This window comes from Vibrio sp. Vb0667, assembly GCF_033391095.1.
Genome location: NZ_JAWPOL010000043.1, coordinates 1 through 18,694, shown reverse-complemented (window position 1 = coordinate 18,694; position 18,694 = coordinate 1). Strand labels below are relative to the sequence as shown.

10 protein-coding genes and 1 riboswitch are annotated in these 18,694 nt (G+C 44.2%); of the genes, 6 read left to right on the top strand and 4 right to left on the bottom strand.

The window, feature by feature from the left end:
- Positions 1-10: 10 nt before the first annotated feature.
- Together csrD and R8269_RS21910 are read right to left on the bottom strand one after the other, a co-directional pair.
- Positions 11-2,020: an RNase E specificity factor CsrD gene (csrD, locus tag R8269_RS21915; RefSeq protein WP_005381201.1), complete on the bottom strand. Its 2,010-nt coding sequence runs from the start codon at positions 2,018-2,020 to the stop codon at positions 11-13.
- A gap of 242 nt (positions 2,021-2,262) precedes the next feature.
- Positions 2,263-2,802 carry a single-stranded DNA-binding protein gene (locus R8269_RS21910; protein ID WP_005381235.1) on the bottom strand — a complete coding sequence of 180 codons (540 nt, stop codon included), beginning with the start codon at positions 2,800-2,802 and terminating at the stop codon, positions 2,263-2,265.
- A 277-nt stretch (positions 2,803-3,079) separates the two neighbouring features.
- Here R8269_RS21910 and R8269_RS21905 point away from each other — a divergent pair, with 277 nt between their 5' ends.
- From R8269_RS21905 to R8269_RS21890, 4 genes are all read left to right on the top strand, one after another.
- Positions 3,080-3,724 carry a LuxR C-terminal-related transcriptional regulator gene (locus R8269_RS21905; protein WP_158156939.1) on the top strand — a complete coding sequence of 215 codons (645 nt, stop codon included), beginning with the start codon at positions 3,080-3,082 and terminating at the stop codon, positions 3,722-3,724.
- A gap of 159 nt (positions 3,725-3,883) precedes the next feature.
- On the top strand, positions 3,884-4,756 hold the full coding sequence (galU, locus tag R8269_RS21900) for a UTP--glucose-1-phosphate uridylyltransferase GalU (protein WP_005381239.1): 873 nt from the start codon (positions 3,884-3,886) through the stop codon (positions 4,754-4,756).
- A 149-nt stretch (positions 4,757-4,905) separates the two neighbouring features.
- Positions 4,906-7,728: an excinuclease ABC subunit UvrA gene (gene uvrA, locus R8269_RS21895; RefSeq protein WP_005381241.1), complete on the top strand. Its 2,823-nt coding sequence runs from the start codon at positions 4,906-4,908 to the stop codon at positions 7,726-7,728.
- A 67-nt stretch (positions 7,729-7,795) separates the two neighbouring features.
- The gene (locus R8269_RS21890) at positions 7,796-9,577 is read left to right on the top strand and encodes a PglL family O-oligosaccharyltransferase (protein WP_053350598.1); all 1,782 of its coding nucleotides are present in this window, start codon (positions 7,796-7,798) and stop codon (positions 9,575-9,577) included.
- 59 nt (positions 9,578-9,636) lie between these two features.
- Here R8269_RS21890 and R8269_RS21885 read toward each other — a convergent pair whose 3' ends face one another.
- On the bottom strand, positions 9,637-10,758 hold the full coding sequence (locus R8269_RS21885; RefSeq protein WP_054577146.1) for a pyridoxal-phosphate-dependent aminotransferase family protein: 1,122 nt from the start codon (positions 10,756-10,758) through the stop codon (positions 9,637-9,639).
- 220 nt (positions 10,759-10,978) lie between these two features.
- Positions 10,979-11,157, top strand: a riboswitch (Lysine riboswitch).
- A gap of 101 nt (positions 11,158-11,258) precedes the next feature.
- Between R8269_RS21885 and lysC the strand changes: the two genes are divergently transcribed.
- On the top strand, positions 11,259-12,611 hold the full coding sequence (gene lysC, locus R8269_RS21880) for a lysine-sensitive aspartokinase 3 (protein ID WP_065274909.1): 1,353 nt from the start codon (positions 11,259-11,261) through the stop codon (positions 12,609-12,611).
- A gap of 86 nt (positions 12,612-12,697) precedes the next feature.
- On the opposite strand, the gene metH is transcribed toward lysC, so the two are convergent.
- Positions 12,698-16,378, bottom strand: a complete 3,681-nt coding sequence (gene metH, locus R8269_RS21875) for a methionine synthase (protein WP_215810451.1) — start codon at positions 16,376-16,378, stop codon at positions 12,698-12,700.
- A 191-nt stretch (positions 16,379-16,569) separates the two neighbouring features.
- On the opposite strand from metH, the gene R8269_RS21870 reads away from it, so the two are divergent.
- On the top strand, positions 16,570-17,901 hold the full coding sequence (locus R8269_RS21870) for a cation:proton antiporter (protein ID WP_031781147.1): 1,332 nt from the start codon (positions 16,570-16,572) through the stop codon (positions 17,899-17,901).
- Positions 17,902-18,694 lie beyond the last annotated feature (793 nt).

The window sequence follows — 18,694 nt, the reverse complement described above, 5'->3', positions numbered from 1 at the left end:
ATTATTATCTTTATTTTTTCCGCCAGCGATTTCGTCTTCCCAATTTAACTTGGGATTCTGATTGAGAATTCGGCAACGCTTGGGGACGAGGAAGAAACTGCTGCTCCGCAGAAAAGTAACGCCCTTGCCCACCATAAACCCCGAGCTCAATTAATGTGTTGAGCTCGTTCTGATTCTCAATTCCCACTGCTATAATTTTAGTTTTACTGTTTGCCGCCGCACCTAGCATACTGCGGACAAATAGCTGGTTTTCATGTCGTTGGTCGATTTTTGCTACTAAACTGCGATGAAGTTTAAGGTAACGAATGTCCACTTCTTTTAAATAGTGAGTGCTGACGATGGTACGCCCAGCCTGCCCAACCATTAAGTGGCACCCTAAACCGGCCAGCATTTTAGCGACTGGTCGCATAAAGTCTAAGTGTCTTACAAATTGTGCTTCAACAAACTCAAAACTGAGACACTTTCTCTGCTCACGTGACAACTGTAAGAGTTCATCACGAAACCATTTAAAGTACTCTCGGTTAGAAAATGGCGTTACATTCAAATTGAGCGCATACGATCTTGAGTTATCAAAATTATCCTTAAACTCTCTTAAGAATTTATTAATAACCGACTTATCCATTTGCGCTTCATAACCAACCTGTCTGATCGCAGAAATGAACCGAGACGCTTTAACAATCCCATTCTCAGGATCGCGAATCCGACATGTTAACTCTTCATATAATGATTTTTTATGCGTCGCGTCACTTATTGGGTGCACAGATTGTGCGTAGAGTATCACACTTTCAGGTGTAAGTGCTGTGTCAAATAACGTTCTCCACCTCACACTTCCGCGAGCTTCTTCATCGTGGTTCCATTTTTTGAAGCGACTCCAATTATTGTTATTTTGTAGTTGCGCACTACGCAAAGCAGTCTCGGCTTCATCAATGATTTGGCTGTGTCGCTCACCTTCTTTATAAGTGGTGATGCCAATATGGCACCAGTTGTCTGGATCAAGTGGCTCTGGCGGCATTAACTTTTCTAACTGGCGAATGCATTGCGAGGCGAGGTTAGCCACATCTTTCGCACTTTGGTGCGGTAGAAAAAGCGCAAAATCAGCATCGTAATAACGGGAAAATACAACATCTGGGTATCGTTGAACTAAATTGGACAATAAACTCCCAACTTCAACAATAAACTCATCCGTAATTTGCTTATCTTGCTCTTCTTCAACCAGTTTCCAGTCTTGAATACGAACTAGCAACACGGCGCCGCGAGCCCCACTTTCTAGTAACGCCGATTCCAACTTGCTATCAAATAACACTCGGTTAGCGGTACCGGTTAGCTTATCAAGGAAGGTTTGAGTTCGAATAAAGGTATCAAATCGGCTTCGCTCTTGACGCGCATCTTGTAACTCTTCGATTAATACATCGAGCGCTTCACTGGCGGTGTAAGGCCATTCTTTTTTGTCACCTTTGGCATACTGCTCCACCCTACCAGCCAGGATCATTCTGCCTCGCTCTTCGAGCATTTCGGAGCCTTCTAATTGTTCCTTAAGCCATGCCACGCCGCGCATTAAGCAGAAGATGATCAATATAACGGCAAGCGTGATCGACCAAAGCGCCTGCATTGAGTAGCTGTAACCTAAGTAAGGGGGAATTGCTTTAAAGTGAATCGTGTAATCTTGATTGTGAGTCAACTGGTACTCAGCCTCAAACAAGACTGACGCTTCCATTTGATGAGAAGTATCTTTGAAGCGATAAACAACGGCGTTGTTGGTCGACAACGTCATTTCGACAATATTGGAAGCCTGCAGCATTTTCGGCATCCAGCGCTGCATAGAATAAGCGGCGTCAGGATCTTCCATCTCCTTGTCGACCACCTCTACGATCCCTTCTAAATAATGGGTGAGATATTCCTGCCCAAGACGTTTAAAAGAGAGGGTGCCACCGACAAACAAGATAAACATGGCGCAGATAACGATCATGGTGACGAAGGCCACCAGCCGTGTGCTTAACTTAAGAGTTGGGGTATACCTCATGAATACCAAATTCCTTTTTTATTCATCATATACCTTATTGAAATATTTATACTTGATAAGAGTTCATCAAACAATCGGATTAGTCTGATAGTGAGAGGCTGGAGCATAAAGAAAATCACACTCATTGATAAGTTTTATTGTTACGCCTAACCTTGCCAAGATAAGCCTGTGAGATCATTAGATTGCGACAATAAAAAAGGCCGCGATATTCGCGGCCTTTTCGATTCAAGCATAAGCAGAATTTAGAACGGGATATCGTCGTCAAAATCCATTGGTGGCTCATTGTACTGCTGCTGTGATTGCTGCGGAGCCTGTTGTTGTGGTTGCTGTTGCTGAGGCGCATTGTACTGCTGCTGAGCTGGCTGTTGAGGCTGACCCCATCCACCTTGTTGCTGCTGTTGACCGCCCATAGGTGCGCCGCCACCTTGAGCACGACCGCCAAGCATTTGCATCACACCATTGAAGCCTTGAACAACGACTTCAGTTGAGTAGCGATCTTGACCACTTTGATCTTGCCATTTGCGAGTTTGCAGTTGCCCTTCAATGTAGACTTGAGAGCCTTTACGCAAGTACTCACCTGCTACTTCCGCAAGTTTGCCGAACAACACAACACGGTGCCATTCCGTTTTTTCGCGCTGTTCGCCAGTCGCTTTATCACGCCATGAATCAGAAGTCGCAATAGTAATGTTTGCTACTGCACCGCCATTCGGCATGTAACGAATTTCAGGGTCGTTACCTAGATTCCCCACCAAAATAACTTTGTTAATTCCACGGCTGGCCATGATGTGCTCCGTTTCACTCTGGATATATAAAATTTTAGCGCATTAGAATAGCACGCTTTAATGTTTTGATTAAAGTCTAATACCATTGTGATCTATTGAGTCACCCTCTAGAACCCAAATCGTATTTCAACTTACGTGTGTAGCATTTTTGATTCGCGTTGCAGACATCGTTTCGTGAAGCTTTGAATTCGAACGCATTTATTCAGTAAAGCGATGGTTATGGCCTCTCTTTAATGCCAGTTTATGGCTTCTATTGAACCCAGGGAGATTGGAACACGTGAGAAAGTCGGCTTACGCAAGAAAGCTATTTCTGATCAGTATGGAAGATAATGCGCAAAAAAAAGTGGCGGCACTCGAAAAGTACATTGATATGAGCATCCCGGTGATTTCAACCGAAGCACTCATGGAAGCCAAGCCACAACACCGTAATAAAATTCTACTGATAGACTTCAGTGAACATAAATCACTTGTTCAATCGATCAAAAACTTGCCTCTTGTATGGAAAAACTTTGAAACCGTTGTCTTCAACGTGCCTAAAAGACTAACCACGGATGAACTTCTTTCATTTGGTCAATTAAAAGGTGTGTTTTATTCTGAAGATATGTTAGAGCAAATTGGAGAAGGGTTAAAAGGCATTGTTAACGGTCAAAACTGGCTGCCGCGTAATGTAACCAGTCAACTTTTACACTATTACCGCAATGTCATTAATACTCATACTGCACCAGCTACGGTAGACCTAACCATTCGTGAGCTACAAGTACTGCGTTGCCTACAAGCTGGCGCCTCGAACAGTCAGATGGCCGAAGAGTTATTCGTCAGTGAATTCACCATCAAATCGCACTTGTATCAGATATTCAAAAAGCTATCCGTAAAGAACCGAGTACAGGCAATCGCCTGGGCAGACCAAAACTTAATGTCGTGATGCAATGTGAGCGGCTCTGATAACTGAAATGACGAGTCGCTCATCTTTTTTCCGCACCGAGTCTCACATTTTTTCCTACTTTATTCATGATTCATTGATACCTCTCGTGTTAAAGTTATGCGCAGATTCTTGATAAAAACGAGATAGGATATTCCCCCAATGATAAAAAAATGTCTGTTCCCTGCTGCAGGCTATGGCACACGCTTCCTACCGGCAACGAAATCTATGCCAAAAGAGATGATGCCAGTCGTGAACAAACCGCTTATTGAATACGGTGTCGAAGAAGCAATCCAAGCTGGTATGAACGGCATGTGTATTGTGACAGGTCGTGGCAAGCACTCGATCATGGACCACTTTGATAAGAACTACGAACTGGAACATCAGATTAGCGGTACCAACAAAGAAGAGCTGTTGGTAGATATCCGTGAAATCATTGAATCTGCAAACTTCACTTATATACGTCAACGCGAAATGAAAGGCTTGGGCCACGCGATTCTAACTGGACGAGAATTGGTAGGCGATGAGCCATTTGCTGTTGTTCTTGCTGATGACCTTTGTGTCAACGAGCAAGAGGGCGTACTGGCTCAGATGGTGGCACTATTTAAGCAGTTCCGCTGTTCTATCGTTGCAGTGCAAGAAGTACCAGCCGAAGAAACACACAAATACGGCGTTATCTCTGGTGAAATGATCAAAGACGACATCTACCGCGTAGACGACATGGTAGAAAAACCAGAGAAAGGCACGGCACCTAGCAACCTTGCTATCATTGGCCGCTACATCCTGACTCCCGATATTTTTGAACTGATTGAAAACACTGAACCAGGTAAAGGTGGTGAAATTCAAATCACTGACGCGCTGCTAAAACAAGCAAAAGCGGGCTGTGTATTGGCTTACAAATTCAAGGGCAAACGCTTTGACTGTGGTAGCGTTGAAGGTTACATCGAAGCAACTAACTATTGTTTTGAAAACCTGTATCTAAAAGATGAAAAAACCTCTGAGCTAGGTAAGCACGCAACACAAAAAGCAGTATAAAGCATCGTCTTAGTACGAAATTACTGTATCGAAAGCCCAGCACAACGCTGGGCTTTTTACTTTACTGTTTTTTTATCCAGTAATTTTCTTTGCACATTTCTCACACTATGTAATACTTGCCCCACTTGGTTATACATAGAGCAAAAACGATGGATAAAATAGAAGTTCGCGGTGCCCGAACCCATAACCTTAAAGACATTAATCTTACAATCCCTCGCGATAAACTGATTGTCATTACTGGACTAAGTGGCTCCGGTAAATCCTCTCTCGCTTTCGATACATTGTATGCAGAAGGCCAACGACGCTACGTAGAGTCTCTCTCTGCCTACGCTCGTCAGTTTTTGTCTCTGATGGAAAAACCCGATGTCGACCACATTGAAGGGTTATCACCTGCGATTTCTATTGAACAGAAATCTACTTCTCATAACCCGCGTTCAACCGTCGGTACAATTACCGAAGTCTACGACTACTTACGTCTATTGTATGCTCGTGTGGGCGAACCCCGCTGTCCAACGCACCATGCCCCTCTTGCTGCGCAAACCATCAGCCAAATGGTGGACAAAGTCCTAGAGATGCCGGAAGGCAGCAAAATGATGCTATTGGCGCCTATTGTCAAAGAACGTAAAGGGGAGCATGTTAAAACGCTTGAGAACTTAGCGGCTCAAGGCTTTATTCGTGCGCGTATTGATGGAGAAACTTGCGATCTTTCCGATCCTCCAACCCTTGAACTACATAAAAAGCACACCATTGAAGTTGTGGTAGACCGCTTTAAAGTTCGTCCAGACTTACAACAGCGCTTGGCCGAATCTTTCGAGACAACACTCGAATTATCAGGCGGAATTGCAGTTGTCGCGCCAATGGATGGCGACGGTGAAGAGATTATTTTCTCCGCCAACTTCGCTTGTCCACAATGTGGTTACAGCATGCAAGAGTTAGAGCCGCGACTTTTCTCATTCAACAATCCTGCTGGTGCATGTGGCACTTGTGATGGCTTGGGTGTTCAACAATACTTCGATCCAAGCCGAGTCATTCAAGATGATTCATTAAGCTTGGCACAAGGTGCGATTCGCGGTTGGGATCAAAAGAACTACTACTACTTCCAAATGCTCACCTCATTGGCCGATCATTATGGTTTTGACCTCCATGCCCCTTTTAATTCTCTGCCAAAGAAAACGCAAGATGTCATTCTAAAGGGCTCAGGTCGTACTGAGATTGAGTTTAAATACATCAACGATCGTGGCGATATTCGCGTTAAACGCCATCCATTCGAAGGTATTCTGAATACCCTAGAACGTCGCTATCGTGATACAGAATCCAACTCTGTCCGTGAAGAGCTTGCAAAATACATCTCCACTAAATCTTGTTCAAGCTGTGGCGGTACTCGTCTACGCCTCGAAGCACGTAACGTGTTTATTGCTGATACGACACTACCTGAGATTGTTGAACTCAGCATTGCTGATGCATTGGAGTTCTTCCATTCCTTGAAACTGGAAGGTCAACGAGCCCAAATCGCTGAAAAAGTGATGAAGGAAATCAACGACCGCCTGCAATTCTTAGTTAACGTCGGTTTGAACTACCTAAACTTATCACGCAGTGCTGAAACCTTATCAGGCGGTGAAGCTCAACGTATTCGTTTAGCAAGCCAAATTGGTGCAGGTCTTGTTGGTGTGATGTATGTTCTGGATGAACCGTCGATTGGCCTCCACCAGCGTGATAATGAACGACTCCTAAAAACACTGACTCATTTGCGCGATTTAGGTAATACCGTACTTGTGGTAGAACACGATGAAGATGCGATTCGCTGTGCAGATCATGTCATAGATATTGGTCCTGGTGCTGGCGTACATGGTGGTAATGTTGTTGCGGAAGGCACCATGGAAGAGATAGTCGCGAATCCGAATTCTCTGACAGGTCAGTACTTAAGTGGTGTTAAAGAAATCGCAGTACCGAAAGATCGCACGCCGCGAGATCCGAAAAAAACGGTTGAGCTATTAGGCGCAACAGGTAATAACCTTAAAAACGTTAACCTTTCAATTCCTGTTGGGTTATTCAGCTGTATTACAGGAGTATCTGGCTCAGGTAAATCAACGCTGATTAATGATACTTTCTTTAAAATTGCGCATACCCAACTTAACGGAGCGACAACGGCTCAGCCTTCACCTTATAAATCGATTAAAGGTCTAGAGCACTTCGATAAAGTCATCGATATCGATCAAAGCCCAATTGGCCGTACACCTCGCTCTAACCCTGCAACCTATACGGGGATCTTTACACCAATCCGTGAACTGTTTGCAGGCACACAGGAGTCGCGTTCTCGCGGTTACAAACCGGGCCGTTTTAGTTTTAACGTACGCGGTGGTCGTTGTGAGGCCTGTCAGGGTGACGGTGTTATCAAAGTAGAAATGCACTTCCTACCAGATGTTTATGTGCCATGTGATGTGTGTAAAGGTAAACGCTACAACCGTGAAACGCTCGAAGTACGTTACAAAGGTAAAACTATTGATGAAGTGCTAGAAATGACGGTCGAAGATGCACGCACCTTCTTCGATCCAGTTCCTGCCATCGCTCGCAAACTACAAACACTGATGGATGTGGGTTTGTCGTACATACGATTGGGTCAAGCGGCAACAACACTCTCCGGTGGTGAAGCACAGCGTGTGAAACTGGCGCGAGAGCTATCCAAACGTGATACAGGAAAAACCTTGTACATTTTGGATGAACCAACAACCGGCTTGCACTTCCATGATATCCAGCAGTTGCTCACTGTACTGCACAGACTTCGCGACCACGGAAACACTGTCGTGGTGATCGAGCATAACCTGGACGTCATTAAGACTGCGGACTGGATTATCGATCTTGGTCCTGAAGGGGGTCAAGGTGGCGGCGAGATAATCGCTCAAGGCACTCCGGAAGATGTGTCGCAAATCGAGGGTTCGCACACAGCTCACTTCCTCAAGCCTATGTTGAAGTAGAAAAAACAGGTAAAGTATCGAGACCAGCAAGTGCTGGTCTTTTTTCATTCAAAACAACGCAATAACTATGGCTACTATACATGTAAGTGGAACAAAGCTTTCTCCCGAAAAAGTACAGGTTCCCCTCAATCGCAAGTTTCTCATTGCCTTGGCAACACTATTTGTGTTGGCAATGCACTTTTTCATGCCCAACCCCGGCGGTTCGGGGCTTTCGCTTTCGTTCAATGCGACAACTTGGATTGCTTTTAGCTTTGCATTAGGCATTGGGTGTTACCAACTAGCGAATAATCGAGTGCTACGTTACTCAAAACTAACCATCGGCTTGTTCATTAGTGCTCTTATCATGACAGTGCCCATTCTGTACCCAAATGCGAATAGCAGCTTGGCAGCCAATAAGCTCATTGGCCTGTGGTGTGGTGTCCTGTTCTTTATTGTTTTACAACAATTTCATTTCAGTAATAAACATCGCCAACGCCTATTATGGTTCATTGTCCTTGCGGTTGTTATCGAAGCCATTTTTGGTCTGACACAATATCTGTATCTCAAACCAGGTAATCCGTTTGGTTACGACACGGTGGCCAATCGTCCTTATGGTATTTTCCAACAGCCCAATGTAATGGCCAGCTTTCTTGCGACAGGGTTGGTGATTGCCAGCTATTTACTTGCACGTCAGCCCTACAAATACGACCGTAAGTTAAGCGATGTTTACCTTCTCTATGCCGTGCCAGTTTTAACTTTACCACTAATTGTGGCGTTGGCTTCACGCACTGGTTGGTTAGCCTCGGTCATCGCCGTGTTGTTGGTCATTCCATACATGTACCGTTTTGCAACCAAAGGGCGCTTTATCCGCTGGGTTGTGTCACTTGTAAGTGGGCTCTTATTCTCCGTCGTTGTCATGCATCTTGCCTTTCCTGATGGAGGTGGGTTAGCCGCAGAAAAAGTAAATATGGAGTCTCCTCGAGCGTATACTTTTCCGCAAACATTAGACATGGTGATTGAAAAGCCTTTTACTGGTTATGGATATGGTAAGTTTGAATCTGAGTACATGCTGTATACGGCTCGTCAACATGCCCTAAATGAGAATTACCCAGCTGGTTTGCCAGCCATGGATCATCCGCATAACGAGCTGCTTTACTGGGGAGTAGAAGGTGGCTTGCTGCCAATACTCGGCATCTTCTTAGCGATGGCACTGGTACTGTATCGAATCTATCAAGCCAAACGCGGAACTCGTCTTGCGTTGCTGGCCTTGTTTATACCTATCGTATTGCACTCACAACTGGAATACCCTTTCTACCACTCTCTCGTGCATTGGTTGATCTTCGTTATCCTACTGTACTGGGTCGATCAGCGCGTCTCTCGTTATCGACAAGTCGGCTTTAGTAATGTAACCAAAAGCTTGCTGCGTGTTTTTAGTTTGGTACTTCCCGTTGCGTTTACGTTTTACATGGTAAGCGCATTACATACGAATTATGTATTGACGAAGTTTGAGACCACTAGACCAACTAACCCTGATATTCTGAATCAAGTCAGTAACCCTGTAGTTTGGAAAGACAGGTTTGATTGGGATGTCTATAGCACGTTTTTAAACCTTGGGCTGTACCAACAAGACGCAACCTTGATTCAGCCTTATATCGATTGGTCGCTAAAAATCATCAAAGATAAGCCTCGCCCTGCATTTTATAATAATTTGATTTTGGCCTACCAAGGCTTAGATGACTCAAGTAAAGCGGAGCAAATTAGAGCTGAAGCGCAGTTTTTGTTCCCGAAGATTGATTTCAGTGACGTCAATTACCAGCCACCTTCTCAAGCAATATCTGCCTCACCAGCCCCCACTTCAGGAGCTGAGTAATAAATACCAAAAAGCGAAGGGATGACCTTCGCTTTTCTTTATCTCATTGCTGTATGATTTTATTCAGTGAGTGACTCTTCTAACGCTTTTAAGCACAGCGCAACGTTTTCAGATCGAGCGCCGTAACCCATTAAGCCAATACGCCACGCTTTACCAGCTAATGCCCCAAGGCCTGCACCAATTTCTAGGTTATAGGTTTCTAGCAAGTGAGCACGAACTTTTGCTTCATCAACTCCTTCAGGCACGTAAATCGCATTTAATTGTGGCAACCGATGGGCTTCGTCCACAACAAATTCAAAGCCTAACTTTTGTAAGCCATTTTTGAGTTTTTCATGCATCAGTTGGTGACGAGCCCAAGCGTTTTCTAATCCTTCATTTTTCAGTATCAATAAAGCTTCATGAAGCGCATACAAGCTATTAACTGGCGCCGTATGATGGTAACTACGCTTGCCTTCTCCACTCCAATACCCCAAAACTAAACTCTGATCGAGGAACCAACTCTGTACTGGTGTTGTTCTTGCTTGAATCTTTTCAATCGCGGCAGGAGAAAACGTCACTGGTGAGAGCCCAGGTACACATGACAAACATTTTTGACTACCAGAGTAAACCGCATCCAGTTGCCATTCATCCACTTTTAACGGCACACCACCAAGTGACGTCACCGCATCAACAATAGATAATGCATTATGCTGTTTCGCCAGCTTACCCAATGCTTGAGCATCACTGACTGTACCAGTTGAGGTTTCCGCATGCACAAAAGCAAGAATTTTTGTATCTGGGTGCTGTTCGAGTGCTTGCTCGACTTTATCAATGGAAACAGGCGTCCCCCATTCATCATCGACGATAACAACTTCACCACCAGCACGGACGACATTTTCGCGCATGCGTTCACCAAATACACCGTTACGGCAAACGATCACTTTATCGCCTTTCTCGATCAAGTTTACAAAGCAGGTTTCCATCCCTGCACTACCAGGGGCTGAAACCGCAATAGTGAATTCATTGTCAGTTTGAAAGGCATACTTCAATAGCTGCTTGAGCTCATCCATCATACCGATAAACAGAGGATCAAGGTGACCTACCGTAGGACGACTTAGTGCTTGTAACACTTGAGGATAAATATCAGAAGGACCAGGTCCCATTAAAATACGGTGAGGTGGAATAAAGCTTTGGATCGACATGTCAGCTCCTTGATTATCTTTTATCCTGAGCATTCTAAAAGTTCTATTCAATAACATGGCTCAGGTGTAGGGTTCTCCACCCTAATAGATTTTTCCTCTATCAGCAATTAGCCGTAAGTATGGAGGTCAAACCAGTGTCACAAAATCGTTAATAAAAAACACCATAAAGGTTGAAATATTGATTGACATTAAGGCCTCAAAACCGTTCAATGTTTGAGCTTTATGTAGAAGAGGAGCGCTACCCAGGTAGATGATTTGTGGAACCGCAATTCCAACACCAATCATTGAGGGGGAGTAGTGCCGAGGTAAGTCAAAGTTGCAGGATTTGACTTGTCGGTTGAATTGGGCTGAATCCCATCAACTGTCATCAGCGCAGTCTGATGAAGGGCTTCTGAGGGTAAATTTTTCAAATAGCATTCTAAATGCCTCTCTTTTTGCTCTGTTCCTTTTCTCACTAAACATTGGATGTACAATTTTTTAGGAAGTCGTGGGAGAACGCAGTGAGCGCATTTAACGTAGCTAAATTCGGTGGAACCAGTGTTGCCAACTATGAGGCAATGAGTCGTTGCGCCACCATTATCGAAAACAATCCAAATACTCGCCTAGTCGTGAGCAGCGCTTGCTCTGGCGTCACCAACCTATTGGTAGAACTCGCCAACGGTGTTCAGGATCAAACGCACCGTACTGAGCTACTGCAAAATCTGGCCAACATTCATGACGCCATTTTAACTCAGCTCGAAGACAGCACGAAAACTGCTGCCGAGGTGTATGGCATATTAGATACCGTAACCAGCCTGGCCGAGGCTGCATCTATCCAAGCTAGTGCGAAGTTAACCGATCATTTAGTCGCATGTGGTGAACTCATGTCGACGCACATTCTAACTCAGTTAATGTGTGAGCGAGGCATTCAAGCAGTGCGCTTTGATATCCGCGATGTGCTGCGTACTGATGACAACTTTGGTCGCGCGGAGCCAAACATTGAAGCAATTTCGACGCTTGCGCAAGATAAACTCGTACCACTTTGCCAACAATCCGTTGTTGTTACTCAAGGCTTCATAGGATCTGACGAAGCCGGTAATACAACAACATTAGGTCGAGGGGGCAGCGATTACAGCGCCGCCTTAATTGCTGAGAGCGTTAAAGCGGCAGGGCTAGAAATCTGGACTGATGTTCCGGGTATCTACACAACAGACCCGCGAATTGCACCAAAAGCCTCACCAATTCCTGAGATCAGCTTTAGTGAAGCTTCAGAAATGGCTAACTTTGGCGCTAAAATCCTTCACCCTTCTACGCTAGTACCTGCATTGCGCCACGACATTCCGGTATTTGTAGGGTCATCGAAAGAGCCTGAAAAAGGGGGAACTTGGATTCGCCACCAAGTCGAAAGCTCACCGTTATTCCGTGCGCTAGCTTTGCGTTGTAACCAAACCATGGTAACGCTACGCAGCGCCAATATGTTCCACGCATACGGTTTCTTAGCAAAGGTCTTTGAGATCCTTGCAAAGCATAAGATCTCTGTCGATTTGATCACGACATCTGAAATCAGTGTATCGTTAACACTTGATCAAACTGATACATCTGGTGGCGCGCCGCAGCTGCCGCAAGCTGCACGAGAAGAGTTAGAAGAGTTATGTAAGGTAGAAGTTGAACATGACCTATGCCTCGTTGCTCTCATTGGTAACAACATGAGTGAGAGTAAAGGCTACGCGAAACAGGTTTTTGGCACGCTAGAAGATTTTAACCTACGCATGATTTGTTATGGCGCTAGCCCTCACAACTTATGCTTCTTGCTCCATGAATCGGTATCGAAACAAGCCATACAAAAACTCCACACGGAGTTGTTTGAGAAGTAAGTTCAACTCAATAAAACAAAGGGCTGCGTATCTGCAGCCCTTTGTTGTTTCAATAGTTGTTACATTTGGACGAGGTAAACATCAATTTAACCGTTAATGTTTGGCCCTAACCATTTTTCAGCCTCGATCCTATCCCACCCCTTACGATCGGCGTAACTCTCTAGCTGATCTTCTTGAATCTGTGCGATCGCAAAGTAACGTGAGTCAGGATGAGAGAAATACCAACCAGAGACTGACGCGCCCGGATACATTGCATAGCTGGAGGTTAGAGTCATGCCAATATTCTCTTCCACATTAAGTAGCTCCCAAAGCGGTCCTTTTTCAGTATGCTCAGGGCACGCTGGATAACCTGGTGCAGGGCGAATACCTTGGTATTTTTCACGAATGAGATCATCGTTAGATAAATCTTCATCCGCAGCATAACCCCAAATTTCTTTACGGACACGCTCATGCAAATACTCAGCAAACGCTTCGGCTAGGCGATCCGCCACCGCTTGAATCATAATTGCGTTGTAATCATCTCCCTGTGCTTTGTATTCATCAGCAAGCTCTCGTTCACCAATACCACCAGTGACAGCAAATGCCCCTATCCAATCATGCTTACCCGACTCTTTAGGTGCGATGTAGTCGGATAAACAATAGTTGAATCCTTTTGGTTTCTCGGTCTGTTGTCGCAAGTTACGTAATACTTTCACAACGTCGGTACGAGTTTCATCAGCATAAACTTCAATGTCGTCCCCCACGCTCGCAGCAGGGAATAAGCCACACATTCCACGCGCTTTTAACAGGCCTTCTCGCTCAACTCGATCAAGTATCTCGTTGGCATCTTCGAATAAACGTTTTGCTTCTTCACCAACTTCTTCATGTTGGAAAATTGTTGGATACTTACCCACAAGTGACCAAGTCATAAAGAATGGTGTCCAATCGATGTATTGACGTAATATAGCCACATCAAAATCATCGAAGATATGAATGCCAGGCTTAACAGGCACTGGAGGAGTATAAGCTTCCCAATCGATAGCAACTTTATTCGCTCGAGCAGCTTCTAATGTCACTGGTTTGGTTCTCGGTTTCTTTCGATTATGTTGATCACGTACTCGTTCGTAATCAGCTTGAAGTTTTTCAACAAATTCAGGGCGACGTTCATCTGACAGAAGAGAAGTACATACGCCCACTGCACGTGAGGCGTTGTTCACGTAAACCACTGGATGCTTGTAATTTTGCTCAATCTTAACTGCTGTATGGGCTTTTGACGTTGTTGCGCCACCGATGAGAAGAGGTAAGTTAAAGTCGAGACGCTCCATCTCTTTTGCAACATGCACCATTTCGTCTAATGAAGGCGTGATCAACCCTGATAAACCAATAATATCGACGTTTTCTTCTTGCGCTACTTTTAAGATCTTTTCGCAAGGAACCATGACACCAAGATCGATAATTTCGTAGTTATTGCACTGCAATACAACGCCAACGATATTTTTCCCGATATCATGTACATCACCTTTGACCGTCGCTAGCAAAATCTTACCGTTTGTTTGTCCCACCTGCTTTTCTGCATTGATGTAGGGCTCCAGATGCGCGACTGCTTGCTTCATCACTCGTGCAGATTTTACGACCTGAGGAAGGAACATTTTACCTTCACCAAACAAGTCTCCGACGACGTTCATCCCATCCATTAGTGGGCCTTCAATCACCTCTAATGGCTTTGAAGCGTTGACACGAGCCTCTTCGGTATCATCAACGATGAACTCAGTTATTCCTTTCACTAACGCGTGCTCTAAGCGCTTTTCAACAGGCCAAGTTCTCCACTCAAGTGCAGAGGCATCCTCCTCTTTACCTACCCCTTTGCCTGCATATTCCGCCGCGATATCTAACAATCTCTCAGTGGCGTCATCACGACGGTTAAGAACGACATCTTCCACAGCCTCACGCAATTTTTCAGGCACGTTATCGTAGATTTCTAACTGACCCGCATTCACAATCCCCATATCCATACCATTTTTAAAACAGTGGTAGAGGAACACCGCGTGAATCGCTTCACGTACATAGTTATTGCCACGGAAAGAGAATGAGACGTTAGAAACACCACCCGAGATCATCGCATGTGGTAAATCACGTTTGATATCGCCAACGGCTTCAATGAAATCCACCGCGTAGTTATTATGCTCCTCGATCCCCGTAGCAATGGCAAAAATGTTTGGGTCAAAAATGATGTCTTCTGGTGGAAAGCCCACTTCATCAACAAGAATTCGGTAAGCGTTGGTACAAATTTCTACTTTGCGCTCACGTGTATCTGCTTGCCCAATCTCATCAAACCCCATCACAATCACAGCCGCACCGTAACGGCGGATCAACTTAGCTTGTTCAACGAATTTCTCTTTGCCTTCTTTGAGAGAGATCGAGTTAACAATGCCTTTGCCTTGGATGCACTTAAGACCGGCTTCAATAACCTCCCACTTGGAAGAGTCAACCATGATTGGTACTTTTGAGATTTCAGGTTCTGACGCACAAAGGTTTAAAAAGCGAACCATACAAGCTTGTGCATCCAACATGCCTTCATCCATGTTGATATCGATAATTTGAGCGCCATTTTCAACTTGTTGACGAGCCACATCGAGCGCTTCATCGTACAGCTCTTCTTTAATCAAGCGCTTAAAACGCGCAGAACCGGTTACATTCGTACGCTCACCGACATTGATAAATAAAGAGTCTTTATCAATCGCGAGCGGCTCTAAGCCAGACAAGCGACAAGCAACGGGAAGTTCAGGTAATTGACGAGGGGCGATATTTTCAACCGCGAGTGCCATTTGGCGAATGTGCTCAGGAGTTGTACCACAACACCCACCAATCAAGTTTAAAAAGCCACTTTGAGCCCACTCTTTAACATGCTTAGCCATATCTTCTGGCGACAAATCGTATTCGCCGAATGCATTCGGAAGCCCAGCATTTGGGTGAGCGGAAACAAAAGATTCTGATATACGAGAGAGCTCTTCAACATAAGGACGCAGTTCATCCGGGCCAAGTGCACAGTTCAAACCAAACGAAATCGGTTTAACATGACGTAATGAGTTGTAAAACGCTTCTGTGGTTTGACCGGATAATGTTCTACCGGAAGCATCAGTAATAGTCCCCGAGATCATCACAGGTAACTCAATACCCATCTCTTCAAACACACTTTCAACAGCAAATGAACAAGCCTTAGCGTTAAGCGTATCGAAGATGGTCTCGATAAGAATAAGGTCTGAACCACCTTTAATAAGCGCTCGAGTCGATTCAGAGTAAGCCTCAACTAACTCGTCGAAAGAAACATTTCGATATCCGGGGTCATTTACATCAGGAGAAATAGAACAAGTTCGGTTTGTCGGCCCTAAAACCCCTGCGACATAACGTGGTTTATCGGGTGTTTTTGCGGTCCATTCGTCTGCAACTTCACGTGCAAGCTTGGCAGCTGCAAAGTTAATTTCTTCACTTAGGCTTTCCATCTCGTAGTCAGCCATCGCAATGGTTGTTGCGTTAAAAGTGTTGGTCTCAAGAATATCTGCACCCGCTTCTAAATATGCAGCGTGAATTTCCTTGATAAGTTGAGGCTGACTTAGAACCAACAGGTCGTTGTTACCTTTTAGATCACAATGCCAATCCGCAAAGCGCGTTCCTCGATAGTCTTGCTCTTCAAGTTTGTACCCTTGAATCATGGTTCCCATACCACCATCAATCAAAAGAATACGTTGCTTCAATTGAGCTTCAATCTGTTGTCTTACGTTACTTCCCACAGTACAGCCTCATTCCTTTAGTTATCTTTCCATCCTATCACACAAACTTCAGGAGTCTAGACGTCTAAACGTGGAATTAATGATTATTTTATCTCCTTCTTAACTTACAAAATAATCACGAAAAAATGTTTGCTATTTAAGCAGCATCAGCCGAGAATTCCATTCATAAAATGTTACAAATAGAGAGCTCTATGTCGGTCTATCATACTTTATGTTTTCTATCCGCAGCTGCGATGCTAATTGCTTTTGTAAACAGCAAGATAGGAAAGATGCAAACCACCATTGCGATTACCGCAGGTTCAATGGTGCTTTCACTTCTAATCTTAATTGCGGGTCAAAACAACTGGTTCCATCTCACCGAAATTGCGACGGAGACGGTCACAAGGATTAACTTCGAAGATTTCTTGCTCAAAGGCATTCTTGGCTTCTTACTATTTGCTGGTGGACTAGGCATCAAACTCCCGAACCTTAAAGATCAAAAGTGGGAGATCACTGTTTTAGCCCTTGGAGCTACACTGTTTTCTACGTTCTTTATTGGATTTGCGCTGTATGGGTTTTGTCAGTTAATTGGCATCCAATTTGATTTGGTCTACTGCTTACTATTTGGTGCTCTAATATCGCCAACTGACCCAATCGCTGTATTGGCTATTGTGAAAAAACTAGATGCTCCTAAACGTATCTCCACTCAGATTGAAGGAGAATCGCTCTTCAATGATGGCTTCGGTTTGGTTATCTTCGTCACTCTATTTACGATTGCATTTGGCACTGAGGCACCAACTGTAGGTAGTGTCACCTTACTCTTCATCCAAGAAGCTATCGGTGGTATCACATATGGTTTCGTCCTCGGTTTGCTATTCCACTACTTGATCAGTGCCACCGATGATCACTCAATGGAATTGTTACTTACCATTGGTGTCCCAACAGCAGGTTACGCATTTGCTGAATACATCCATGTATCAGGCCCACTCGCGATGGTTGTATCCGGTATTATGATTGGCAACTGGACACGCTTTATTGGCTTTTCAAAAGAGAGTGAAGATCACCTTGACCATTTTTGGGAGCTTGTTGATGAGTTCTTGAATGGCGTGTTATTCCTACTGATCGGCATGTCGATGCTGCTATTTGAATTCCACAAAGAAGACTGGATCATGATGGCTATTTCAGTCCCTCTTGTACTAGCAGCTCGCTATCTAAGTGTATTTCTTTCTTACATAGGCTTTAAACGTTACAGAAAATATAATCCATGGTCAGTGCGTATTTTGACGTGGGGCGGTTTACGCGGAGGCCTAGCACTAGCGATGGCACTTTCTATTCCATCTGGTATTTGGGTGATTCAAGATAAGTTAATCGATGTAAAAGAGATTATTCTTGTAATGACCTACTCCGTCGTTGTTTTCTCTATCCTCATTCAAGGCTCAACAATCACTCCAATGATTGAAAAAGCAAAAGCAGAAGAGAAGAAGATGGAAGAGAATAACCAAGCAATAACCACTCCGGAACATACGGAGCCATTGGACTCTTAAAGACACGTAACTTAATAAATAAAAAGCAGCTACCTAGCTGCTTTTTTCATAACTAATTTTCAGACTCCCCTTCAAGGACTAATGCTCCTTATTCTTTGATATACCTTCAAATATACTAAGAATCGCTACGCTACATTTTCATAGATACTAACTATTGCCGATAGATAGTATTCATAGACGAGCCTTTTAATTTACCCATTTTCATCTGTATCACTTCTCTTCCCTTGGCAATATAGGCTCCTCGCAAACATCAAAGCTAAACTTCCACAATACTTAGCAATGAGCGAGTTTGTATTTTTATGAGAAAGAGACATTTAGGGTGATTGCGTTCAGAACCCAAACAGGTTAGCAACCTCATCAAGATAAAACTGAGCTAGCATTCAGTAGATCAAAGCCTTAACAGAAATTTAGCCCCCTCCCTCTTGATCTCAGTGAGACTAAACTTGTATTCAAAGTCATCCTATTTTCAAATTAGAAACAAGCGACACTTCAAACAATTAAACTCTGTCACATAACTAGATTTTCTAATATCGAATAAAAGGAGCTTTGGTTAGAGCTTGGTATCGGAATAAGACTAAGACTAAGGCACAGAGTTACGTGCTAGCTCGTTCACGACGTATTAAAACCATGTGAAGAGGGTAGTGTAACTCGAGATGCAAGATTTAAATATGAGAGTGGGTTTAAGGTAAGTCAGGTAACCAAAACGAAAAAAGCCCCAGTCTTTCGACTGAGGCTTAATATAAGTGGCGGAGTGGACGGGACTCGAACCCGCGACCCCCGGCGTGACAGGCCG